The organism is Pseudomonas sp. JV449 (assembly GCF_032424295.1).
In the GTDB taxonomy this organism is placed as follows: domain Bacteria; phylum Pseudomonadota; class Gammaproteobacteria; order Pseudomonadales; family Pseudomonadaceae; genus Aquipseudomonas; species Aquipseudomonas marginalis.
In genome coordinates, this window is record NZ_VYKD01000021.1 from 41,373 (window position 1) to 63,745 (window position 22,373).

A 22,373-nucleotide genomic window follows, 5' to 3' on the forward strand; every position below is an offset into this window, starting at 1 on the left:
TTCCTTAAGGGTTCATATATTGCTGGTCAGGCTCATCAGCGGCAGCATGATCGCCAGCATGATCACCGCCACCAGCACCGCCATGACCACGGTCAGGGACGGCACCAGCGCGGCGAGCAGGCGGTCGATGCCGCGTTTGGCCTCGACGTCGAACACCTCGGCGACTTTGAGCAGCATGCTGTCGAGTTCGCCGGCCTGTTCGCCGACTTCAATCATTTGCAACGCCAGGTCGGGCAGCAGCGGCTCGCTGCCGAAGGCGCTGGCCAGGGTGCCACCGCCCTTGACCGACTCGGCGGCCTGGGCGACCTGGGCTTGCAGGGCGCGGTTGGTGCAGACCTGGCGGGCAATCACCAGCGCTTGCAGCAGCGCCACACCGTTGCTCAGCAGGGTGCCGAGGGTGCGGGCCAAACGGGCGGCTTCGACCCGTTGCAGCAACGGGCCGATGATGCGGATGCCCAGCACGCGGCGGTCATAGCGTTCGCGGCGCTGGGGATCGCGCAGGCGCGCAGCCAGAGCCCATGCGCCGACAATCAACCCGGCCAGCACCGCCAGGCCGTAGGCCCCGAGGAATTGGCCGAGGCCCAGGATCACCTCGGTGATCAGCGGAATCGGCACGCCCAGGTCCTTGAAGATCGGCACGAACTGCGGCACCACATAGGCCAGCAGCAACGCCAGCGAACCGAGCACGCCGACCACCAGAAACGCCGGGTAGATCAGCGCGTTGATCACTTCGCCCCGGAGTAACTGGCTGCGCTCCAGGTAATCGCTGAGCTGGCGCAGGGTGTCTTCGAGGGCGCCGCCCGCCTCGCCGGCGCGGACCATGCTCAGGTACAGCGGCGAAAACTGGCTGCCCTCCGCCTCCAGCGCCTTGGATAACGGCTGGCCGGCCTTGACCTGTTCGCGGATGCGCTCGATCAGCGCGCGGGTCTGGGGCTGGCCGGGCTGCTTGAGCAGGATGCCCAGGGAGCGTTCCAGCGGCTGGCCGGCGCCCAATAGCGTGGCCAATTGTTGAGTGAAACTGACCAGCGCCGCGCCGTTCAACTGGCCCCGGCCAAAGGCCTTGCGCAAGCCCTGGGCGCCCGCCACCTCGATCTGCAACAGCAGCAAACCGCGCTTGTGCAGCGCGGCGACGGCGGCATCCTGGTCCTTGGCTTCGAGGGTGCCGTTCTGCGCCTGGCCCTGGCTGTCGAGGGCGCGGTATTTGAACAGGCTCATGCGCCCTCTCCCCGGGTGACGCGCAGCACTTCTTCAAGTGAGGTGACACCGGCCACGGCCTGGCGCAGGCCTTCTTCATGCAAGGTGCGCAGGCCGCCACGGCGGGCGGCCTGTTCGAGGGTGGCGGCGTCGGCCTGGCGCATCAACAGGCTGCGCAGTTCGTCGTTCATCACCAGCAGTTCGGTGATCGCACTGCGGCCGTGGTAGCCACCGCCCGGCGCATCGGCGTGGGGGCGATAAAGCATGATCGGGCGCTGCTCGGTAAACCGGTCGAGGCCGTGTTCGGCGATCAATTCCGCCGGTGCTTCGAAGGCTTCGCGGGTGGCCGGGTCCAGGCGCCGCACCAGGCGCTGGGCAAGGATGCCGTTGACGGTCGAGGCAATCAGGTAGCTTTCGACACCCATGTCCAGCAAGCGCGTGATACTCGCCGCCGCGCTGTTGGTGTGCAGGGTCGAGAGCACCAGGTGGCCGGTGAGGGACGACTGGATGGCGATACGGCAGGTTTCCAGGTCGCGGATTTCACCGATCATGATCACGTCCGGATCCTGGCGCACGATGGAGCGCAGCGCACCGGCGAAGTCCAGGCCGATGGCCGGTTTCACCTGGATCTGGTTGATGCCCTCAAGCTGGTATTCCACCGGGTCTTCGACGGTGATGATCTTGCGCTCGGCGGTATTGAGCCGCGACAGCGCGGTGTACAGCGTGGTGGTCTTGCCCGAGCCGGTGGGCCCGGTGACGAGCAGGATGCCGTGGGGCCGCTCGAGCACTTCGAGGAAGGTTTCCAGGCGCTGGCCATCAAAGCCCAGGCTCTGGAAATCGAACTGCACGGTCTGGCGGTCGAGCAACCGCATGACCACCGACTCGCCAAAACTGGTGGGCACCGTGGACACCCGCAAGTCCAGCTCCTTGCCCTGGATGCGCAGCATGATGCGCCCGTCCTGGGGCAGGCGCCGCTCGGCAATGTCCAGGCGCGCCATGATCTTCACCCGCGAAATGACCGCCGCTGAAGAGCTGGACGGCGGCGCCTCGGCGTCGTGCAGCACGCCATCGATGCGGTAGCGCACCTTGAGCTGGTTTTCGAAGGGTTCGATATGAATGTCCGAGGCGCGATGTTCTACCGCGCGCTGCAGGATCAGGTTGACCAGGCGAATCACCGGCGCTTCGGAGGCCATGTCCTTGAGGTGCTCGATGTCTTCCAGGGCACCGCCCTGCTCGTCGAGGTTTTCGATCAGGGTGCCCATCGCCGAACGACCCTGGCCGTAGTAGCGCTCGATCAGGGTTTCGACTTCGTTGCGCGGCCCCACGGCCAGCCACACCGGCACGCCACAGGCATAGGCCATGGCCTGGAACGGGTAGACCAGCGACGGGTTGGCCGCCAGCACCCGCAGGCCGCCCTGGCTCCAGCCCACGGGCACCACCTGGTAGTGGCGCATGAAACGCTCGGTCAATACCGGCAATGGGTCCAACAGCGGCGGCGCAGCATCGGCCAGCAGCAGCGGTGCGCCGAGCAGGTCGGCCCAGGCACGGGCCAGCTCCACTTCCGAGACCAGCCCCAAGCGCGTGAGCAGGCCGAGCAACTCGGTGTCGCCGCCCTCCTGAGAGAGGCGCCGGGCACGCTCCAGGTCAACGGTTTTCAACCCGGCGTGCTGCATCAGCCACGCGCAGACCTGTTCGGTGTGCGGGATGTGCAGTTGGCAGGCATCGATGGGCGTTGAGGGGCTGGGCATGGGTAAAAATCTGAGGGGCTATATGAGCCCCCTGTAGGAGCGAGCTTGCTCGCGAAAAAGGTACATCCGACGCCGCGATGCGCTTGGAATACTTTCGCGAGCTAGCTCGCTCCTACAGGGGGTCAGGCTTACTTGGTTGGCGCTGTTTTAGAGGTAGCAGATTGGCTCAGCGGCCGCCCACCCTTGGTGGTTTCAGCCTTCTGTTTTTTGACGGCCTTGGCATCGTGGGCCTGGGTCAACACCGTGGAATCGGCGGCGCCGGATTTCGCATCGGCGTCCGTGGACTCCGCCGCCATCGCCGCGCCACTTAGCGCAACGCCCAATACAACACCGGCACCCAACAGGGAAATCTTCATCAACTTTCTCCAGATCAAAAACAGCAGATAGCCCAAGTGGCGCCTTGAACTCGATCAAGACCCTACACCAAAGCGTTGTGTATGACAGCTTGTGTAAACATGGCACTTTGAAACTACCGAGCTATGCCACTAGTTAGCCACGACTCGATAAATTTTCTTAAACCAATCGACTGGTAGGTTTAGCCTTAGTTCCGAAAGGTAAGAAAATATTTCTTATTTCACGCAAAAATTAGCTTTCGTTTGACTTATAACCGCAAGAATTGCCTTAATTATGCGGTTTTTGCGGTTCAAAATGCCATCTCGTGATATCGCTTAGACACTATCCACAACAATAACCAATACAATTATTACACTTATAAAACTGCGAAATTCGCCAAATAGTTGCAATTAGCCATCGGTTAAAAATTGCGATCACGGGCAACTATTGCCCAGAAAAAAGTGACGAGGTGCAGTGCAACACGCACTTCTCGGCGCGCCCTGTTTACTGAACTGTTGTCGGAGAGACCCATGAATAAACGCAAAATGATCGGTGCACAGTCGGCTTTCGCCCTGCTGGCACTGGCCGTGTCCCAGGTGCATGCGGCCACCAGTCCTGCCCTGGATGAAGGTCGGGTAAGCCGCGCGGAAAAAGCCGCGGACAAGACCCTGGCAAAGATGACCCTGGAAGAAAAACTCGCCTACATCGGCGGCACCGGCGGCTGGGACGTCAAGCCACTGACCCAGTACGGTATCCCGCAGATCCACGGCGCCGATGGCGGTGTGGGCGTGCGCTACACCAGCGAAGGCAACGCCCAGGGCGTGGTCTACCCGTCGGGGCCGAACCTGGCCGCCAGCTGGAACCCGCGTCGCGCCATCGACCTGGGCCGTGCCCTGGGCTATGACACCGCCAGCGGCGGCTATCAGTTCGTCACCGGCCCTGGTGTGAATCTGTACCGCATGCCGTACAGCGGCCGGGCGTTCGAGTACCTGTCCGGTGAAGACCCGTTCCTCGGCGCCAGCCTGGCGCCGGCCGTGATCAACGGCATTCAGTCCCGTGGCGTGTGGGCCAATGCCAAGCATTTCGCCGCCAACGACCAGGAAAGCAACCGCTTCCACCTCAATGAAATCATCAGCGAACGCGTGCTGCGCGAGATGACCCTGCCGCCGTTCGAGTCCGCCTCGAAGAACAGCAAGGTCGCGATGATGATGTGTGCGTTCCAGAAGGTGAACGGCGAGTTCGCGTGCCAGAACAAGCACCTGATGCGTGACATCCTCAAGACCGAATGGGGCTACCCGGGCTTCGTGCAGAGCGACTACAACGCGGTGGTCGACGGTTTGCCGGCGGCACAGGCGGGTACCGACCTGGACATGATGGGCTACCAGATGAACAGCACCATCCTCAAGCCGTACCTGGACAGCGGCGAGCTGAGCAGCGCGACCATCGATGACAAGGTGCGCCGCATCCTCAAGCAGATCTACCTGTACAAGTTCGACAGCAAGGCGCCGCTGACCAGCCACAACATGAACAGCGCCACCAGCAACCGCGTGGCCCTGAACGCCGCCCGCGAAGGCATCGTGCTGCTGAAAAACCAGAACAGCCTGCTGCCGCTGGACGCCAGGAAGGTCAAGCGCATCGCCGTGGTCGGCACCCTGGCCAAGTACGCGCCGCCTACCGGTTTCGGCAGCGCCAACGTCATGGCCGCCAACTACATCAGTGAGCTGAGCGGCTTGCAGCAACTGGCGCCAGGCGCCAAGGTCGAGTTTATCGACGGGCTGTCCCTGGACCCGGCCACCTCGACCTGGACCCATGCCGACGGCAATGGCAACAGTGTCAAAGGCTTGAAGACCGAGTTCTTCAGCAACACCAACTGGTCCGGTGACCCGGCCGCCAGCCGCACCGACACCCATGTCGATCTGGACTGGTCCACCGACAGCCTGCCGGTGAACGGCGATACCGCCGCCACCTCGATTCGCTACAGCGGCCAGATCACCCCGACGGTCAGCGGCGAGCAGGTGTTCAAGGTGCGTGCCGACGGCGCCGTGCGCCTCTACGTCAACGGCAAGAAAGTCCTCGACAACGGCGACGGCAAGCCGCTGCCGAACAACAGCATTCCGCCGACCATCCCGGTGTTTGCCAAGGTCAACCTGGAAGCTGGCAAACCGGTCGACATCAAGCTGGAATACTCACGCCGCAACGGCTACCTGTCGACCATGGGCGGCCTCGTCGGTGTGCAGATGAGCTGGGCGTCGCTGGTGGCACCGCAGGACCTGGCCAAGTACGACGCGGTACTGGTCGCGGCCGGTAACAGCAATGAGTACGAAGGCGAAGGCTTCGACCACAGCTTCGACCTGCCCGAGTACCAGAACCTGCTGATCCAGAGCATCGCCAAGGTCAACCCGAATACCGTGGTCACCCTGCACGGCGGTACCGGCCTGAAGATGAGCGACTGGATCGACCAGGTACCGGCCGCGCTGCATGCGTTCTACCCTGGGCAGAACGGCGGCCAGGCCTTGGCGGAGATCCTGCTGGGCAAGGTCAACCCGTCGGCCAAGCTGCCGATCAGCATCGAGCGCAACATCGAAGACAACCCGATCTACGCGACCTTCCCCAAGTTCGACAACCAGGAAACCCTGGCCGAGATGAGCTACAAGGACGACCTGTTCCTGGGCTATCGCGGCTACGAGAAAAAGGGCATCAAGCCGCTCTACCCGTTCGGCTATGGCTTGTCGTACACCACCTTCGGCTACAGCAACATCAGCGTGACCCCTGGGGTGGCGGTGGCCGGTGCGCCGATCAAGGTGTCGTTCGACCTGGCCAACACCGGCAAGGTCGCGGGCGCCGAAGTGGCCGAGTTGTACGTGGGCCAGAACAACCCGAAAGTCGAACGCGCGATCAAGGAACTCAAGGGCTACAAGAAGGTGTTCCTCAAGCCGGGCGAGAGCAAGCGCGTGACCATCGAGCTCAACGATCGCTCGCTGGCCTACTACGACGTAGCGAGCAAGCAATGGGTGGTGGATGCCGACAGTTTCAACCTGTCGGTGGGCGCGTCGTCCCAGGATATTCGCCTGAACGCCAAGCTGGTCAACCCGTTCCGCCAGGAACTGTCGACCACCACCAGCAACCCGCTGCCACGCTCGGCGCTCAACTCGACGCTACGTGAATCGACGGTGAAGACCGGCGGTGTGCTGCATCAAAATGAAGGTGACAGCGGCACCAGCGACGGTGATGGCTATGACATGAGCGATGACAGCAGCCAGGGCAGTGCTACCGGCAACTGATCCCTGTGGGAGGGGGCTTGCCCCCGATGAGCATGGGTATCTACACAACTGTGTAGCAGCCAACGCTAACCACGATGCGAAGCGAGCCGCCCTTGATCTTGATCTTGATCTTGATCTCAGGCGCCCCGTTAACCACGCTGGCCGGAATTCGATAGTGATTTGGGGGGTAAACCGGCAGGGATGCCGGTTTAGCCGCCCCGCGCCATGGATGGCGCGTGGCGGCGGCCCCCCACATCACTGTCGGATTACGGGCACACCGAGCCTGGGCGAGGTGCCGAGTGGTGGGGCGAAGCGTTTTTGGTTACTTTTGGCGCTCTTCCAAAAGTGACCCGCTGTAAGAGCGGAACCCTAAGTAGCCGTTACCGCAGCAACGGATATGTACTCATTCCAACCCCAGCACATGGCCGGCCCAGAGACCGCCATCGGGGGCAAGCCCCCTCCCACATGTTGACTGTGTTCAACTCAGGTTCTGATGGCTGCCTCGACCCGCGCGATGTAGCTGTCAAACCGCGCCACCAGGTCCACCTGCTCCGGAAAGCGCAGCCACTGGATCTGCAGGCCATCCATCATGGCCAGGATTTCTTCCACCAGCCCGGCGATATCCACATCGCTGCGCACCTCCCCCGCTGCGACCAGGTCGGCAAACTGCCCCTGCATGCGCTGGTGAATCGCCGCATAGCGCGCCTGGAACCAGGCCCAGGCCGGATGGGTGTCCAGCAGGCTTTCGGCATTCAAGATGGTAAACGCGCGCACCACGCCCGGTGCCGTGGCATTCGAACGATTGATCGCACGCAGGCTGCCGAGCAAACCATTGAGGGTTTTCTCCGCACGTACCTCATCGGCAATCCGTTGATTGACCTCATCGCGACGCTGCAACACCCCCATCAACAGCGAGATCTTGCTGGGAAAATGATGCAGCAGCCCGGCCACCGAAATACCCACGATCGCCGCCACCTGGGCCATCGAGGCGCCGCTGTAGCCTTCCAGGGAGAACACCTGCAAAGCAGCGTCCAGCAGCTCTTCGCGGCGTCTTTCACCTTTGGGGGCGCGGCGGGTCTTGGGGGCGGGTTCGGTCATGGGCAGGTCCTAGTGGGCGGTAAAAAAGCTCAGGCGCTTTCCCGTTCGATCAAGCGGCAATCCAACAGGTTCAAACGCTGTACGGCATCCGGCAACACGCCGAGGCTTTCCAGCACGCGGGTTGCCGCCAGTACGCCGATCTCCAAGGCCGGCGGTTTGATCGTACTCAGGCTGGGCAACAACATTTCGGCAAACGGGTAGTCACCGAATCCAAGCACCGCGCACTTTAACCCGGAACGCTGCCCCGCCAGCAAACCACCGGCGGCGAGGTTGTCATTGGCGAAGAAGATCGCGTCAGGTGGGGTGGCGTGGTTCATCAGGGCTTGCATCGCCTGCTTGCCGGCTTCGAAGGGCGCGCTGTCGGCGTCCGGGACGAAGACCCGGGGCTGTACACCCAGTTCGATCAGGGTTGCGGCAAACCCATCACCCCGTTCCAGCGCGCTGAAGTCGCCCGTGGCGCTGTTCTGCACGAAGGCGATTCGCCGATAGCCCTTGCCATACAGGTAGCGCGCGGCCGTGACGCCGACTGCGTAGTGGGAAAAACCGATCTGCACCGGCGCGCGTTCGGGCACGTAGTCCCAGGTTTCCACCACCGGGATATCGGTGTCGGCGATCATCTTGTCGGTGCCCGCGCTGTGGAAGCGACTGGTCAGCACCAGCGCTGCCGGCGACCAGCCGAGGAACGCGCGCACCGCGCTTTCTTCCTGCTCGGCGCTGAAGTAACTGGACGCCAGCAACAGCTGATACCCATGGCGACTGAGGGTGTCGCTGAAGCCCTGGATCGTGTTGGCAAAGATCGGCCCCGAGATGTTCGGGATCACCATCGCCACGATCCGCCCCCGCGCCGACGCCAGCCCGCCGGCCACCAGGTTGGGCACATAACCCAGCTCGGCCACCACCTCGGCAATGCGCTCGCGACGCTCGGGCGAGACCTGCTCCGGCTGGTTGAAATAGCGCGACACGGTGATCGCCGACACCCCGGCCTGCCGGGCCACGGTGTTCAAGGTGACGCGCCCGGCGCCACGGCGCTTGCGCGGTTTGTCTTCGTTCACGGGATCATCCTGCTAACAACCAAAAAGAATATAGGGATAATTTTTAAGTCTTTGACGCTCTAAACCCGAGCTACCAATAATGCCGATGTTAGCGCTAACAAAGCGCACTGTCTGCTACTCGCTCAAGCGAATGCCCAAGGCAGTTTCCACAGGCGCTGACGGTCGCAAGAACCGCAGCGGTTCAGGGCATTTTTTCGAGCGAACACACCATGCACAGGCACACGCACTTATTCCTTCTCGCCGGTCTGACCGCCCTCCCCGTGCCCGGCGCCTTTGCTGCCGACGAGCAGGAACCCACGCTCAAAGCGGTGACGGTCACCGCCACCCGGCGTGAAGAGTCACTGCAAAAAGTCCCGGTGGCGGTATCGGTGCTGGACGGCGAACAACTGGAGCGCGACAACCGCAACGGCGTGGCCAGCATCGCCCAGCAAGTGCCGTCGCTGAACTTCCGCACCGGCGCCTCGAACAAGGACACCTCGCTGTTCGTGCGCGGCGTGGGCACTATTTCCACCTCTCCTGGCGTGGAGCCGACGGTGGCCACGGTGATCGACGGCGTGGTCTACGCGCGCCCCGGCCAGGCCACCCTCGACCTGCTGGACCTGGAGCGCATCGAAGTGCTGCGCGGCCCGCAAGGCACCTTGTTCGGCAAGAACGCCTCGGCCGGCGTGCTCAACATCACCAGCAAGGCGCCCAGCGCCGAGACCCATGGCTATATCGACCAGGCGTACTACAGCGGCAACGAAAGCCGCACCCGTTTCGGCATCGGCGGCAGCCTGGTGCCGGATGTGCTCAAAGGCTCGATCAGCACGCTGTTCGGCAGCTACGACGGTAACGTCGATAATCAGCACAACGGCCAGGAGGTCAACGGCTACAACCACAAGGGCATCCGCGGCAAGCTGGAATTCACCCCCAACGATGACGTGAAACTGACCCTGATAGCCGACTACATGCAGTCCCACGACGACGCGCCGAATGGCGTGGTCAGCAAGTCCCTGAGCCCGGCCTTCAGCAATGCCTTGAGCCCGGTGCGCGCCTCCAGCGACAACCGCGACATCAACACCGATACGCGCAGCCATGTCGAAGACACCAACAAAGGCTTGTCCGCTCAGTTGGACTGGAACCTCGGCGACTACACCCTGACCTCGATCACCGCCTGGCGCGGCTGGGACAACACCCAGTACCAGGACGGCGACCGCCTCGGCACGGTGACTGCCGCCTTCCCCGGCACCGCCGACAAGGGCGAGCTGGCTTTCGACCAATACTCCCAGGAACTGCGCCTGGCCTCGCCCAAGGGTGAGTTCCTGGAATACGTCGGCGGCCTGTTCTACATGCACGGCAAGGACGAGGAAACCTATCAGCGCACGCTCACGACCACCACGCGCACCGACCGTGGCATCGCCGACTACAGCACCACCAGCGACAGCTACGCGGTGTTCGGCGAGACCACGCTGAACTTCACCTCGCGCTTTCGTGGCATCGCCGGCCTGCGCTACACCCACGATGAGCTGAAATACGATCACCGCCGCGTCTCCACCTCGGCCACCACGGTCAGCGGGATTCAACCGGCCACCTCCAGCTCCGGCTCGGTGGACGAAGACGGCTGGTCCGGTCGCCTCGGGGTGCAGTACGACCTCAGCGACAGCGTCACCAGCTACCTGACCTACTCGCGCGGCTACAAGGGCCCGGCCTACAACGTGTTCTTCAATATGCAGCCGCGCGACACCGACGCGCTCAAGCCGGAAACCTCCAACACCTGGGAAGCCGGGATCAAGGCCACCGCCTGGAACAACCGCCTGACCACCAACCTGGCGGTATTCCACAGCGACTACGACAACTACCAGGCGAACTTTTTCGACACCGTCGCCGGCCAGGTCGTGACTCGCCTGATCAACGCCGGCAGCGTCAGCACCGAAGGCGTCGAGCTGGATTACGCCCTGCAGGCCACCCAGCAACTCAAGCTCTCCGGCGCCCTGGCCTACACCCGTGCGCGCATCGATGAGTTCGCCTGCCCGGCGGGCGCAGCAGCGACGTGCAACGTGAACGGCAAGCCACTGCCCTTCAGCCCGGACTGGAAAAGCTACGTGCGCGCCGACTACACGATCCCGCTGGATAACGGCCTGGACATCGAACTGGGCACCGACTACAGCTGGCAGAGCGACGTGCAGTACGACATCAGTCAGAACGTCGACACCAAGCAAGGCGCCTACGGCATCTGGAACGCCAGCGTGGCCCTGGCCGACTACAGCAATGGCTGGCGCGTGGCGTTGCTGGCCAAGAACCTCGCCGACAAGTCCTACTCACCGCTGCTGGCCAGCGGCGGCAACTACATCTACCGCGCCGTACCCCGTGACGATGAGCGTTACTTCGGCGTGCAACTGCGCAAGGATTTCTAGCATGAGCCGTCAACTGAAACTCGGCGCCTTTCTCATGGCCACCGGGCACCATGTCGCCGCCTGGCGCCACCCGGACGTGCCGGCGGATGCCGGGCTGGATTTCGCCCAGTACAAACACCTGGCGCGGGTGGCCGAAGCGGCGAAGTTCGATGCGCTGTTCGTGGCCGACAGCATCGCCGCCGCCACCGGCACGATCGCCAGCCATATGGCGCGCTCGGACCATTTCGAGCCGCTCACCCTGCTCTCGGCGCTGAGTGCGGTGACCGATAACATCGGCCTGATCGCCACGGCGACCACCAGCTACAACGAGCCCTACCATGTGGCGCGCAAGTTCGCTTCGCTGGATCACCTGTCCGGCGGGCGCGCGGGCTGGAACCTGGTGACCTCGGACAACGCCGCCGAAGCGCAGAATTTTGGCCGCGACGAACACCTTGGCCATGGCGAACGCTATAGCCGCGCCAAGGAGTTTCATCAGGTGGTGACCGGGCTGTGGGACAGCTGGGAAGACGATGCCTTTGTGCGCGACAAGGCCAGCGGCAACTATTACGACCCGGCGAAGCTGCATGTGCTGGACCATGTGGGCGAACACTTCCGAGTCAAGGGTCCGCTGAATGTGGCGCGCTCGCCCCAGGGCCAGCCGGTGATCGTGCAGGCCGGCTCGTCCGAAGCCGGCCGTGAGCTGGCCGCGCAGACCGCCGAGGTGGTGTTTACCGCACAGACCTCGCTGGCCAATGCCCAGGCGTTTTATGCCGACCTCAAGGGCCGCTTGAGCCGGTACGGGCGCGGGCCGGACTCGCTGAAAATCATGCCCGGTGTGTTTGTGGTGGTCGGGGCGACCGAGGCCGAGGCCCAGGCCAAATTCGAGGCATTCCAGGATCTCGTCGAACCTGAGGTGGGCGTCGCGTTGCTGGGGCGCATGCTGGGCAATTTCGACCTGTCCGGCTACCCGCTGGACGGGCCGTTGCCGGCGCTGCCGTTGACCGACAGCGGACAACGCAGTCGTCAGCAACTGCTGAGCGACTTGGCCAACCGTGAGCAACTGACCCTCGCGCAATTGGGTCGGCGAATTGCCGGTGGCCGCGGGCATTACAGCCTGATCGGCACGCCTGCGCAGATTGCCGATGAGCTGCAGAACTGGTTCGAAAACGGCGCGGCCGATGGCTTCAATATCCTGGTGCCGCACTTGCCGGGTGGGTTGGAAGACGTCGCGCAATGGGTGGTACCCGAGCTGCAGCAGCGCGGCCTGTTTCGCACTGAATACAGCGGTTCCACCTTGCGCGAAAACCTCGGCCTGGCGCGCCCGGCCCATCGATTTACAGAGGGTAAAGCATGAAGTTTCCAGCACTGCTCCTGGCCTTGCTGGCGGTGACGCAAACCGCCCTGGCCGCCGACCCCGCCACCTTGCGTATCGGCTACCAAAAAGGCTCCATCGCGCTGGTCCTCGCCAAGCAACATGACCTGCTGGAAAAGCGTTTCCCGAAGACGGAGGTGAAGTGGATCGAGTTCCCCGCCGGCCCGCAGATGCTTGAAGCGCTGAACGTGGGGGCACTGGATGTGGGTTCCACCGGCGACATCCCGCCGCTGTTCGCCCAAGCCGCCGGGGCCGACCTGGTCTACATCGGCGCCGAACCGCCCAAGCCCAGCGCCGAGACGATCCTGGTGCGCAACGATAGCCCGCTGCATTCGGTGGCGGACCTCAAGGGCAAGAAAGTGGCGTTCCAGAAGGGTTCCAGCTCCCACAACCTGATCCTGCGCGCGCTGAACAACGCCGGCCTGAGCTACAAGGACATCCAACCGGTGTACCTCCCGCCGGCCGATGCGCGAGCGGCGTTCGAACAAGGCAGCGTCGATGCCTGGGCGATCTGGGAACCCTACTCGTCACTCGCCTTGAGCCAGAGCCCCAGCCATGTGCTGGCCAATGGCGAAGGCTTGGGCCTGTCTGGACCGGTGTACAGCGCCCGGCGCGCGTATGCGCGGGACAATGGGGCCTTTATCCATGACCTGCTCGACGAGCTCACCGCCGCCGAAGCCCTTACCCGCAGCCAGCGCGAAGACAGTTTGAAAGTACTGACCGAGTTCATGGGCCTGCCCGCCGACGTGGTTGCACGCTACATGGACAACCGCCCGCCTTCGCCGATTTTGCCGATTGATGAAGGGATCATTCAGGCGCAGCAGGCGACGGCGGATCTGTTTTTCCAGAATAGGTTGTTGCCCAAGGCCATCGAAGTGAAGAAGGCCGTGTGGAATTCCAAAGCCGACTGAGATCCTAATGTGGGAGGGGGCTTGCTCCCGATGGCGGTGGGTCAGTCAATGCATGAGGTGACTGACCCACCGCCATCGGGAGCAAGCCCCCTCCCACATTTTTTGACCGAGTCAGGTTTGGGCTCGGGTGCTTTTTTCTATCAGGCACATGGGGGTGCCGGCCACCGGTTCGCTCATGATCTGCACCTGCACCTCAAACACCTGGCGCATCAACTCGGCACTGATCACCTGTGCCGGCGCGCCATCGGCCACCAGCTTGCCGGCGTGCATCACCGCCAGGTGGTCGGCGTAGCGGCAGGCCTGGTTGATGTCGTGGAGCACGGTGATCACGGTCTTGCCTTCGGCGGCGAGTTCGCCCATCAGGTCGAGCAGTTCGACTTGGTGGCTGATGTCGAGGTAGGTGGTGGGTTCGTCGAGCAGCACTACGGGGGCGTTCTGTGCCAGGACCATGGCCAGCCAGGCGCGTTGACGCTGGCCGCCGGACAGGTCCGCCAGGGCGCGGTCGGCCAGGTTGTCGAGCTCCAGGCGTTGCATGGCTTGGGTCACATGGGCCCGGTCACTGCCGCTCAGGCGTCCCCACAGCGAGTTGTGCGGGCTGCGGCCGTAGGCGACCAACTGGCGCACGCTGACGCCTTCGGGCACCGGCAGCACTTGGGGCAGGAATGCAATGTGCCGGGCCAGTTGGCGGGCGGACAGGCTGGCGTAGGCCTGGCCATCCAGGCTCAGCTCACCTTGCGTGGGCTTGAGGATGCGCGCAAACGCCTTGAGCAAGGTGGACTTGCCGCAGCCATTGGGGCCGATTAACGCGGTGACTTTTCCCGTCGGCGGCGTAAACGACAGCCCCTGCACGATGGGTGTGGCGCCGTAGCCGATATCCAGCGCGCGTGCTTGAAGAATACTCATGTCATCAGCCCTTGAACCGTGCCAGCAACCAAAGAAAATACGGTGCGCCAATCACCGCCGTAAGCACCCCGGCGGGGATTTCGCTGGGCGCGATCAGCGTGCGCCCGAGGGTGTCGGCCAGCACCAGTAACAGCGCGCCGATCAGCATCGCCGCCGGCAGCAGGTACTGGTGATGCCCACCGACCAGGCGCCGTGCCATATGCGGTGCGACCAGGCCGATAAAGCCGATCGGCCCGATCACGCCCACGCCCAGGCTGGTGAGCAGCACCGCGCAGGCCATCGCCAGCCAGCGTGTGCGGTTCAGTGCGGTGCCCAGGCTGTGGGCCGCCTCATCGCCGAGGGCGATCAGGTTAAGCGGTTTGGCCAGGCACAGCCCCAGCGGGATCAACACCAGGAACGGCAGCACCAGCGCTACATGGTGCCAGTTGCGGCTCCACAGGCTGCCAGTGAGCGCGAGCAAGGCGGTGTTGATGTCCAGCGGGTGGGACAGGATCAGAAACTCGGTGACGCTGGACAAGGTCACCGCAATCGCCACCCCGGACAGCGCAAAACGCACGCCGGAAAAACTCACGCCGGTGTTGTACAGCGCCAGCAACAAGGCGCCACCGGCGCCGCCCAGGCACGCCACCAGGGGCAGCCAGGCAATCGGCAAATGCGGCCAACTGATGATTGCCACCGTCAGCGCGAGCCCCGCACCTTGGGTGACACCGAGGATTTCCGGCGAGGCCAGCGGGTTGCGAATCACGCCCTGCACAATCGCCCCGGCCAGGCCGAATGCGCAGCCGGCGAGGATCGCGATCAGGCTGCGTGGCAGGCGGTGGTTCCAGACTTCAAAGTCGAGGGCGTCATGGGCCAGCAGGCGCTCCAGCACGGTTTCGGGCGTGAGCCACAGGGTGCCGGCGCTGAGGCTGACGAAGGTCGCCAGCAGCAACAAAACGAGCAGCAGCCAAAGGCGCAATCGTGGCTGGGTCATAGGGCACGCCTGGCGAGAAAGAGGAAGAATGGTGCACCAATCAGTGCCGTGACCACCCCGGCAGGGGTTTCCACCGGGAACGCCACGGCGCGGCTGAGCAGGTCGGCACCCAGCACGATCACTGCGCCCAAGGCGGCACTGAGTGGGATCAGCCAGCGGTAGTCATTACCGAGAAACTGGCGAAGGATATTCGGCGCGATCAACCCGACAAAGCCGATGGGCCCGACCGCGCAGACACTCGCCCCCACCAGCAACAGGCTGGCGACGAACACCTGCAAACGCAGGCTGGCAATGCCCACGCCCAACGAGCGCGCGGCGTCTTCGCCGAGGTTGATCAGGTTCAAGCGCGGCGCACACCACAGCGCCCACAGGCCGCCGATCAAGGTGCACGGCCAGAGCAATTGCACCTGGGCCGCACCGACGTTGGCCAGGGAACCGGCCAGCCAATTGAGCACGCTTTGCGCCTGGGCCTCGACCAGGATCACCGTGAGCCGGGTCAAGGCAGCACACAACGCGGCGACGGCCACCCCGGCCAACACCAGGCGACCTTGGGCCGTGGCCGGCGACCAGGCGCCACCGAGGCTGAACACTGTGATCCAGGCCAGTGCGCCGCCCAGGCAGGTCATCAGCAAGGCAGCGCCGGCAAACGGCGGTGCGACCAACCCGGTGGAAAACAACGCGAGCCCCAACGCCGCGCCTGCCGTCACGCCGAACAGCGACGGCGATGCCAGACGGTTGCGGGTGATGCCCTGCATCAGCGCCCCGGCCAGGCCCAGGCAGGCGCCCACCAATGCCGCGCACACCGCACGCGGCACGCGCAACTGGGCGACGATATAGGCCATATTGCCGCCCACGCTGCCCTGATGCACCAGCCCATTCCAGGCGTCGGCCGCCGTGAGAGTGAACGGCGACCAGCTGTACAACGACAGCCAGAACAACACGGCACCCAGCACCACGATGCCGGCTGCGGCCAAACCACGGCCCATGCTTATTGGCTCAGTACGGCTTTGCCGCCCTTGAGGATCGCCAGGGCGTCCTCGGCGATCTGCTCCGAGGCCAACACACCACGGTTGCGCGCCCAGCTGTCACCGTCCACTTCGGCCACCTGCTGGTTGCGCACCGCGCCCAACACTTGCCACAGCGGCTGCTTGCTCCAGCTGTCGACGATGCTCGGGCGGCGGTAATGGCCGACCAGCAGCCAACCCGGATCGAGGGCGAGCAGTTGTTCCAGGCTAACGAATTCGGTCGGCGCGGCGTTGGCGCGCACCGACGGCACTTTCAGGCCGATGGCTTGCAGCACGCTGCCGGCGTAGGAGTCCGGGCCGTGCACGGAGAAGCTGTCTTCACGGGCGACACCGAACAACACGCTGGCACCGGCGGGGATCTGCTGGGCGATTTTCTTCAGGTTTTCGCGGTTTTGTGCGATGCGGGCTTCCATCTGCGGGCTTTTGCCCAAGGCCTTGCCGATCAGCTCAGCGGACTTGAGGCTGCCCTCATAATCCTCACCGCGCGACGGCAGCAACAGGGTTGGCGCAATACTCGCCAAGTCGCTGTACAGCGCCTGGTGGCGGTTGAGGTCGGCCACGATCAGGTCCGGCTTGAGCCGCGCGATTTCCTCGATGCTCGGTTGCGAGCGCAGGCCCACGGACTTCCACTGGCCGATGGCCTGACGCACACGCGGCAGCACGCGATTGGCGTCGCCATCATCGGCGGCGCCGACGGGGGTGACGTCCACGGCGGCGAGGCTGTCGAGAAAAGAGAACTCCAACACCACCACACGCTTGGGCGCATCGGGCAGATGCACCGCGTGCTGGCCGTCATTGAGGTCGATGGGGGCAGCGCTCAGCAGGCTGGAAGAGAACGCCAGCAGGCAGGCGGCAAGGGTGGGGATGGAGCGCAGCAATCGCATGGAGGTACCTCGGCGTTAAAACACCCCAACTGGACGGGCTGGGGAAAACGGCGGGTACTATTCCATATCGGGGCGACGTGATCAAAAAACATTCTCATTTGTGGGAGGGGGCAAGCCCTAATGCCAGTCAGTTAAGGCTTTTTGTAGGAGCGAGCTTGCTCGCGAAAAACTCACAGGCGCCGCGTTCATTCAGGAAGCACGCGTTATCGTTGACGTTTTTCGCGAGCAAGCTCGCTCCTACAGGAGGCGATGTACGCTTAACTGACTGGCATTAGGGCAAGCCCCCTCCCACATTTTTAATCCGCGTCTAAAAGTCGACCGTGGCAGACAGCAGATAGGTACGCGGGGTCGACAGGGTCAGCCCCGGCTCGCTGTCATCCGACGCGCCGGCCGAACTCCAGTAGCGCTTGTCGGCGACATTCTCCACATTCGCCCGCAGGGTGATGTGCTTGTCATCGACCTTGAAGGCGTAGCGGGCGCCGACGTCGATACGGTTCCAGGCGTCGATTTCCTTGACGTTGGACTGGTCCAGGTATTGGGAACTGGAGTGGATGCCCCGGCTGGTCAGGGTCAGGCCTTCGAGGGTCGGTACGTCCCACTCGGCACCGAGGTTGACGTTGTACTTGGGCGTGGCCGGCGCGCGGTTGCCGTCCCAGGCGCCATTGGTGGTGTCCTTCAATTTGCTGTCGATGTACATCACGCCGCCGAGCAGGCGCACGCCCTTGAGGGGTTCGCCGAACACGCTCAGCTCCGCACCGGTGTTCTGGCGTTTGCCATTGGGACCGAACAGCCGCGACGTGGCGTTGGTCTCGTAGGCCGGTTGCTTGATGCGGAACACCGCGGCGGTCACGGCGAAGGCGCCAGCGTCGTACTTGGCGCCCACTTCCACCTGGCGGCTGATAAACGGCGGGAAGATCTGGTCTTCGTTGCGCGACGTGGACGGTGCGATCTTGCCCTGGCTCAACCCTTCCATGTAGTTGGCGTACAGCGACAGTTTGTCGGTGGCTTTGAACAGCAGGCCACCCGAAGGCGAGATCTTTTCTTCGTCGTAGTTGGTCTTGCCTTTGATGCCGTCGCTCCAATCGTCCACGATCACGCGCTGCCAGCGCGCACCGAGGGTGAGCAACAGGCGGTCATCGAAGAAACCCAGGGTGTCGGACAAGGCCACGCCACTGAACGTGTTCTCGGTATAAACCTTCGCATCCTGGCGCGTGGCCACCGACGGCGTCGGGGTTTGCACGGGGTTGTAGAGATTGCTCGATGCGTTGGCATAACGCGCACCGCCGTTGGTGAAGTCCATATAGAAGTAGCTGGCGGCCAGGTTGACCTCATGGCTCACCGGCCCGGTGTGGAACCAGTTACGCACGCCGGCCGTGGCGGTACGGACGTTTTCATCGCGGGTGAAGTCCCGAGGCTGCACGGTGAAATCACCGGCCGCATTGGTCACCGAAACAGCATGGCGCAGGAACTCATGGTTACTTTTACGCGCGCCCACACCGCCGTAGAGCATCACCGAATCGCTGAGGTCATATTCGGCATTCAGCGTACCGAAGGTGTCCTTGGTGCGGGCCTTGCTCCAGGACTGCGCATAGTTGCGGCGCACATCGTTGGCGCTGGGCACCGGCGCGGCAGCCGCGACTTGCACACGCTCCTGCGGCGCATCGGTGTCGCGCTCGGTGCGGCCGATATCGCTGGAAAGGCGCAGACGCTCGCCACGAAAATCCAGGCCCAGCACGGCCATCTCACGGTCGACGCTCTGGTGGTCCCATTCGGTATCGCCGGACTGCTTCACGCCGTTGAAGCGCAGGCCGAATTTGTTGTCTTCGCCGAAACGCCGGCCCACGTCCACCGCACCACCGGCCTGGCTGTCGGAGGCCCAGGTGCCGGTGAACGAGGTGATGTCCTTGTCGGTGGCGCGCTTGGGCACCACGTTGATCCCGCCGCCCACGCTGCCGCGCGGCGAGATGCCGTTGATCAACTGGGTGGGGCCTTTGAAGATGTCGACGCGGTCGGCCATTTCCATGTCGATGGTGTAGGTCGGCAGCACGCCGTACAGGCCGTTGTACGACACATCACTGTTGAACAGGCTGAAACCGCGAATAGTGAACTGCTCATAACGCCCACCGGCCGGGTTGGTGGCGCGTACCGACGGGTCGCTGGCGATGAGGTCGCCGAGGGTGCGCGCCTGTTGGTTTTTCACCGCGTCCTGGGTGTAGGTGGTCATGCTGAACGGGGTTTCCATAAAGTCCCGGGTGCCCAGCAGGCCTTGCGAGCCACGCCGCGCCACTTGGCCACCGGCGTAGGTGTCGCCGTCGTACAGGCCGGTGGTACCGAGAATCGACGTGGGCGCCAGCTCCAGGCTGCCGCCCTCCGGCACCGGCACCAGCATGTAGGCCTGCTCCCCCATGGGCTGCAATTGCAGGCCGGAGCCTTGCAGCAAGCGGGCAAAACCCTCTTCCACGCCGTATTCGCCGGATAAACCGCTGCTGCTGCGCCCGCTGACCAGCGCCGGGTCCACCGACAGGTTGACCCCCGACAGCCCGGCAAAACGGGTCAACGCCGCACTCAGGCTGCCGGCCGGCACCTGGTAGCTGCGGCGCGCGGCGCTGTCTTCGGCATAGCTGACGGGGACGAACAAGGGGCTGGCGCTGAGGCTCAGCATCAGGCTCAGTTTGAGCAACGGGCGCAAGCGCAAGGGTTGGACTGCGGGCATTGGAAGAAGCTCTCGATTTTGTTCACTTGCCTGGAATGACAGGCGAGGTGAAAAAAGGGGACAGGCTTCGACCAACTTTTTTCAAAATGGCAGGGCAATGGCGGCGCCATGCCCTGCTTTGGCTACCATACCGCGATATGGGAATCCGCACGCGGTTCGGTACCGCCGCACAGCACGCCGCTGACCGGGTCGCGCAGGATGATCTGCCCACGGCCGTAGTCGGTGAGGTCGCTGGCGATCTGCACCTGGTGACCACGCCGGGCCAGGGCATTGGCCAGGTCGCGGGAGGCGCCCTGCTCGATGCCGACCTTCATGTCGCCCAGCCATTGCCAGCGCGGCGCATCCAGTGCGGCCTGGGGGTTGAGGCCGAAGTCCACCAGGTTCATCACCATCTGTACGTGACCCTGGGGCTGCATGTAGCCGCCCATCACGCCGAACGGGCCAAGGGCCTGGCCGTCCTTGGTGAGGAAACCGGGGATGATGGTGTGGAAGGTCTTCTTGCCTGCTGCCAGGCAGTTGGCGTGGGCCGGGTCGAGGCTGAATTCCTGCCCACGGTTCTGCAACGCAATGCCGCTGTCGGGCAGTACCACGCCGGAGCCGAAGCCGTGGTAGTTGCTCTGGATGAACGAGACCATATTGCCTTCGGCGTCCGCCGTGGCCAGGTACACCGTGCCGCTGGCGTGCGGGTCACCGGGCTTGGGCGCCTGTGCCTGCTCGCCGATCTGGCTGCGACGGCGGGCGCTGTAGTCCTCGCTGAGCAGGTCGGCCACTGCCACGCGCATGTGCAGCGGGTCGGTGATGTAGTGCAGGCCGTCGCTGTAGGCGAGCTTCATGGCCTCGAGCTGGCGGTGCCAGGTCTGTTGGCTGTCGCGGTGATCGAAGGTGAAGCCTTCGAGGATGTTCAGCGCCATCAGCGCCACCAGGCCCTGGCCGCTCGGCGGGATTTCCCAGACGTCGACACCGCGATAATTGATGTGGATCGGGTCCACCCACTGTGCGCGGTAGTCCTTGAGATCACTGGCGCGCAGGTAACCCCCGGTGGCCCGTGAGTGGGCGTCCAGGCGTGCGGCCAGGGCACCGCGATACAGGCTTTCGCAACGGCTGGCGGCCAGTTCTTCCAGGGTCCGCGCCTGGGCCGGGTTGCGGAAAATCTCGCCCGCTTGGGGTGCGCGCCCATCGATGAGGAACGTGTCGAACCAGGCTTGCAGCACTTCATCGCGGTGCGGGCTGAATTCGTTCAAGGAGATCTGCCATTGGTGGGCAACCACCGGTGACAGCGGGAAACCCTCGCGGGCCAGGCGGATGGCCGGTTGCAGCAGCTCGTCAAACGCCAGCTTGCCGAAGCGTTGCGACAGCTCCGCCCAGGCCGATGGGCAGCCGGGCACGGTCACCGGGGTCCAGCCGTACAGCGGCATCCGATCGTGCCCGGCAGCCTTGACCGCCTCGACACTCAAGGCGCCCGGCGCGTGGCCATTGCCGTTCAGGCCATGCAACTGGCCCTTGCACCACACCAGGGCAAACGCATCGCCGCCCAGGCCGCAGCCGGTGGGCTCCACCACCGTGAGCGCGGCCGCCGTGGCGATGGCCGCGTCGATGGCGTTGCCGCCCTTTTGCATGATCTCGATACCGGCCTGGGCGGCCAGGGGTTGGGACGCAGCGACCATGCCACGACGGGCAAATACGCTCTGGCGCTGCGACGGATAGGGGTACTCGTGGGCAGAAAATTTCAACATGGCAAAGGCTCTTCAAAAAAAGTCATAACACACGGCTGAGAAACGCCCGGGTACGGGGATGGCTGGGGTGGCTGAAGATCTGTTCCGGCGGCCCTTGTTCGATGAGTTCGCCCTGATCGAGTACCACCACGCGGTCTGCCACTTCCCGGGCAAAGCCCATTTCATGGGTGACCACCACCATGGTCATGCCCTCCTCGGCCAGCTCTTTCATCACCTGCAGCACTTCGCCGACGGTTTCCGGGTCGAGGGCGCTGGTGGGTTCGTCGAACAGCATGGCCTGGGGTTTCATCGCCAGGGCGCGGGCGATGGCGACCCGTTGCTGCTGGCCGCCGGAGAGCATCGACGGGTAATGGCTGGCCTTGTCCGCCAGGCCGACCCGCGCCAGCAGGCCACGGGCCTGTTCCAGCGCTTCGGCACGTGGTGTGCCGAGGACCTGGATCGGCGCTTCAATGATGTTTTCCAGCGCCGTCATATGGGGGAACAGGTTGAAGCGCTGGAACACCATGCCAATGTCGCGGCGCTGGCGGGCGATGTTGCGCTCCGAATCGCGCACCAGGCTGCCGTCGCTGCGCTCGCGATAGCCCATGGCGCGGCCGTTGACGCGGATGCGCCCGCCCTGGATGTCTTCCAGCAGGTTGATGCAGCGGATAAAGGTGGTCTTGCCCGAGCCCGAGGCGCCGATCAGCACCACCACTTCGCCGCGCCGTACTTGCAGCGAGATACCCTTGAGGATCTGCAACTCGCCGAACGACTTCTGAATATCCAGTGCCTCAATGATCAGCTCTTCACTTTGGTGCGCCAT

The 22,373-nt window shown here is 63.9% G+C and carries 16 protein-coding genes; 4 read left to right on the forward strand and 12 right to left on the reverse strand.

The features are described from left to right. Positions 1–12 precede the first annotated feature (12 nt). The 3 genes from gspF to F6S08_RS20690 all read right to left on the reverse strand — a co-directional run bounded on the left by gspF (position 13) and on the right by F6S08_RS20690 (position 3,298). A complete protein-coding gene (gene gspF, locus F6S08_RS20680) occupies positions 13–1,215 on the reverse strand; it encodes a type II secretion system inner membrane protein GspF (protein WP_027607414.1) in 1,203 nt (400 codons plus the stop codon). Then, positions 1,212–2,942 carry a type II secretion system ATPase GspE gene (gspE, locus tag F6S08_RS20685; protein ID WP_065927289.1) on the reverse strand — a complete coding sequence of 577 codons (1,731 nt, stop codon included), beginning with the start codon at positions 2,940–2,942 and terminating at the stop codon, positions 1,212–1,214. The genes gspF and gspE overlap by 4 nt, the downstream gene beginning before the upstream one ends. A 128-nt stretch (positions 2,943–3,070) precedes the next feature. After that, positions 3,071–3,298 (reverse strand): hypothetical protein, encoded by a 228-nt coding sequence (locus F6S08_RS20690; protein ID WP_065927288.1) that lies wholly within the window; start codon positions 3,296–3,298, stop codon positions 3,071–3,073. Between the two features lie 507 nt (positions 3,299–3,805). Between F6S08_RS20690 and F6S08_RS20695 the strand changes: the two genes are divergently transcribed. Then, positions 3,806–6,556: a beta-glucosidase gene (locus tag F6S08_RS20695; RefSeq protein WP_169899962.1), complete on the forward strand. Its 2,751-nt coding sequence runs from the start codon at positions 3,806–3,808 to the stop codon at positions 6,554–6,556. Between the two features lie 462 nt (positions 6,557–7,018). On the opposite strand, the gene F6S08_RS20700 is transcribed toward F6S08_RS20695, so the two are convergent. Next, entirely contained in the window at positions 7,019–7,633 is a 615-nt protein-coding gene (locus F6S08_RS20700) for a TetR/AcrR family transcriptional regulator (RefSeq protein ID WP_074847293.1), read from the reverse strand. Positions 7,634–7,662: 29 nt separating this feature from the next. Continuing rightward, positions 7,663–8,685 (reverse strand): LacI family DNA-binding transcriptional regulator, encoded by a 1,023-nt coding sequence (locus F6S08_RS20705; protein ID WP_315872275.1) that lies wholly within the window; start codon positions 8,683–8,685, stop codon positions 7,663–7,665. A gap of 209 nt (positions 8,686–8,894) precedes the next feature. Here F6S08_RS20705 and F6S08_RS20710 point away from each other — a divergent pair, with 209 nt between their 5' ends. From F6S08_RS20710 to F6S08_RS20720, 3 genes are read left to right on the forward strand one after another with little or no spacing between them, the layout of a single operon-like run. Then, entirely contained in the window at positions 8,895–11,078 is a 2,184-nt protein-coding gene (locus F6S08_RS20710; protein ID WP_315872276.1) for a TonB-dependent receptor, read from the forward strand. Next, positions 11,071–12,411 carry an LLM class flavin-dependent oxidoreductase gene (locus F6S08_RS20715; RefSeq protein ID WP_315872306.1) on the forward strand — a complete coding sequence of 447 codons (1,341 nt, stop codon included), beginning with the start codon at positions 11,071–11,073 and terminating at the stop codon, positions 12,409–12,411. Before F6S08_RS20710 ends, F6S08_RS20715 begins: the two co-directional genes overlap by 8 nt. Continuing rightward, the gene (locus F6S08_RS20720; protein WP_315872277.1) at positions 12,408–13,340 is read left to right on the forward strand and encodes a sulfonate ABC transporter substrate-binding protein; all 933 of its coding nucleotides are present in this window, start codon (positions 12,408–12,410) and stop codon (positions 13,338–13,340) included. Before F6S08_RS20715 ends, F6S08_RS20720 begins: the two co-directional genes overlap by 4 nt. Before the next feature lie 111 nt (positions 13,341–13,451). Here the strand turns inward: F6S08_RS20720 and fecE are convergent, their stop codons facing one another. The 7 genes from fecE to F6S08_RS20755 all read right to left on the reverse strand — a co-directional run bounded on the left by fecE (position 13,452) and on the right by F6S08_RS20755 (position 22,373). Continuing rightward, positions 13,452–14,243 carry a Fe(3+) dicitrate ABC transporter ATP-binding protein FecE gene (fecE, locus tag F6S08_RS20725; RefSeq protein ID WP_315872278.1) on the reverse strand — a complete coding sequence of 264 codons (792 nt, stop codon included), beginning with the start codon at positions 14,241–14,243 and terminating at the stop codon, positions 13,452–13,454. A gap of 4 nt (positions 14,244–14,247) precedes the next feature. Further along, on the reverse strand, positions 14,248–15,216 hold the full coding sequence (locus F6S08_RS20730) for an iron chelate uptake ABC transporter family permease subunit (protein ID WP_065948028.1): 969 nt from the start codon (positions 15,214–15,216) through the stop codon (positions 14,248–14,250). Continuing rightward, positions 15,213–16,202 (reverse strand): iron-dicitrate ABC transporter permease FecC, encoded by a 990-nt coding sequence (gene fecC / locus F6S08_RS20735; RefSeq protein WP_223015333.1) that lies wholly within the window; start codon positions 16,200–16,202, stop codon positions 15,213–15,215. Before fecC ends, F6S08_RS20730 begins: the two co-directional genes overlap by 4 nt. Before the next feature lie 2 nt (positions 16,203–16,204). Further along, a complete protein-coding gene (locus F6S08_RS20740; protein ID WP_223015332.1) occupies positions 16,205–17,125 on the reverse strand; it encodes a Fe(3+) dicitrate ABC transporter substrate-binding protein in 921 nt (306 codons plus the stop codon). Positions 17,126–17,432: 307 nt separating this feature from the next. Next, the gene (locus F6S08_RS20745; RefSeq protein ID WP_065927278.1) at positions 17,433–19,838 is read right to left on the reverse strand and encodes a TonB-dependent receptor; all 2,406 of its coding nucleotides are present in this window, start codon (positions 19,836–19,838) and stop codon (positions 17,433–17,435) included. A 122-nt stretch (positions 19,839–19,960) separates the two neighbouring features. Then, complete coding sequence (locus F6S08_RS20750) at positions 19,961–21,571, reverse strand: gamma-glutamyltransferase family protein (RefSeq protein ID WP_315872279.1); 1,611 nt, start codon at positions 21,569–21,571, stop codon at positions 19,961–19,963. 22 nt (positions 21,572–21,593) lie between these two features. Next, positions 21,594–22,373 (reverse strand): amino acid ABC transporter ATP-binding protein, encoded by a 780-nt coding sequence (locus F6S08_RS20755; RefSeq protein ID WP_053129053.1) that lies wholly within the window; start codon positions 22,371–22,373, stop codon positions 21,594–21,596.

What these genes read in the sequence shown, in the direction of transcription:
- gspE (WP_065927289.1), bottom strand. Translation starts at nt 2,942, where the DNA reads ATGCCCAGCCCCTCAACGCCCATCGATGCCTGCCAACTGCACATCCCG.
- fecC (WP_223015333.1), bottom strand. Translation starts at nt 16,202, where the DNA reads ATGGGCCGTGGTTTGGCCGCAGCCGGCATCGTGGTGCTGGGTGCCGTG.
- fecE (WP_315872278.1), bottom strand. Translation starts at nt 14,243, where the DNA reads ATGAGTATTCTTCAAGCACGCGCGCTGGATATCGGCTACGGCGCCACA.
- F6S08_RS20690 (WP_065927288.1), bottom strand. Translation starts at nt 3,298, where the DNA reads ATGAAGATTTCCCTGTTGGGTGCCGGTGTTGTATTGGGCGTTGCGCTA.
- F6S08_RS20750 (WP_315872279.1), bottom strand. Translation starts at nt 21,571, where the DNA reads ATGTTGAAATTTTCTGCCCACGAGTACCCCTATCCGTCGCAGCGCCAG.
- F6S08_RS20730 (WP_065948028.1), bottom strand. Translation starts at nt 15,216, where the DNA reads ATGACCCAGCCACGATTGCGCCTTTGGCTGCTGCTCGTTTTGTTGCTG.
- F6S08_RS20700 (WP_074847293.1), bottom strand. Translation starts at nt 7,633, where the DNA reads ATGACCGAACCCGCCCCCAAGACCCGCCGCGCCCCCAAAGGTGAAAGA.
- gspF (WP_027607414.1), bottom strand. Translation starts at nt 1,215, where the DNA reads ATGAGCCTGTTCAAATACCGCGCCCTCGACAGCCAGGGCCAGGCGCAG.
- F6S08_RS20745 (WP_065927278.1), bottom strand. Translation starts at nt 19,838, where the DNA reads ATGCCCGCAGTCCAACCCTTGCGCTTGCGCCCGTTGCTCAAACTGAGC.
- F6S08_RS20755 (WP_053129053.1), bottom strand. Translation starts at nt 22,373, where the DNA reads ATGGCGCACCAAAGTGAAGAGCTGATCATTGAGGCACTGGATATTCAG.
- F6S08_RS20740 (WP_223015332.1), bottom strand. Translation starts at nt 17,125, where the DNA reads ATGCGATTGCTGCGCTCCATCCCCACCCTTGCCGCCTGCCTGCTGGCG.
- F6S08_RS20720 (WP_315872277.1), top strand. Translation starts at nt 12,408, where the DNA reads ATGAAGTTTCCAGCACTGCTCCTGGCCTTGCTGGCGGTGACGCAAACC.
- F6S08_RS20710 (WP_315872276.1), top strand. Translation starts at nt 8,895, where the DNA reads ATGCACAGGCACACGCACTTATTCCTTCTCGCCGGTCTGACCGCCCTC.
- F6S08_RS20695 (WP_169899962.1), top strand. Translation starts at nt 3,806, where the DNA reads ATGAATAAACGCAAAATGATCGGTGCACAGTCGGCTTTCGCCCTGCTG.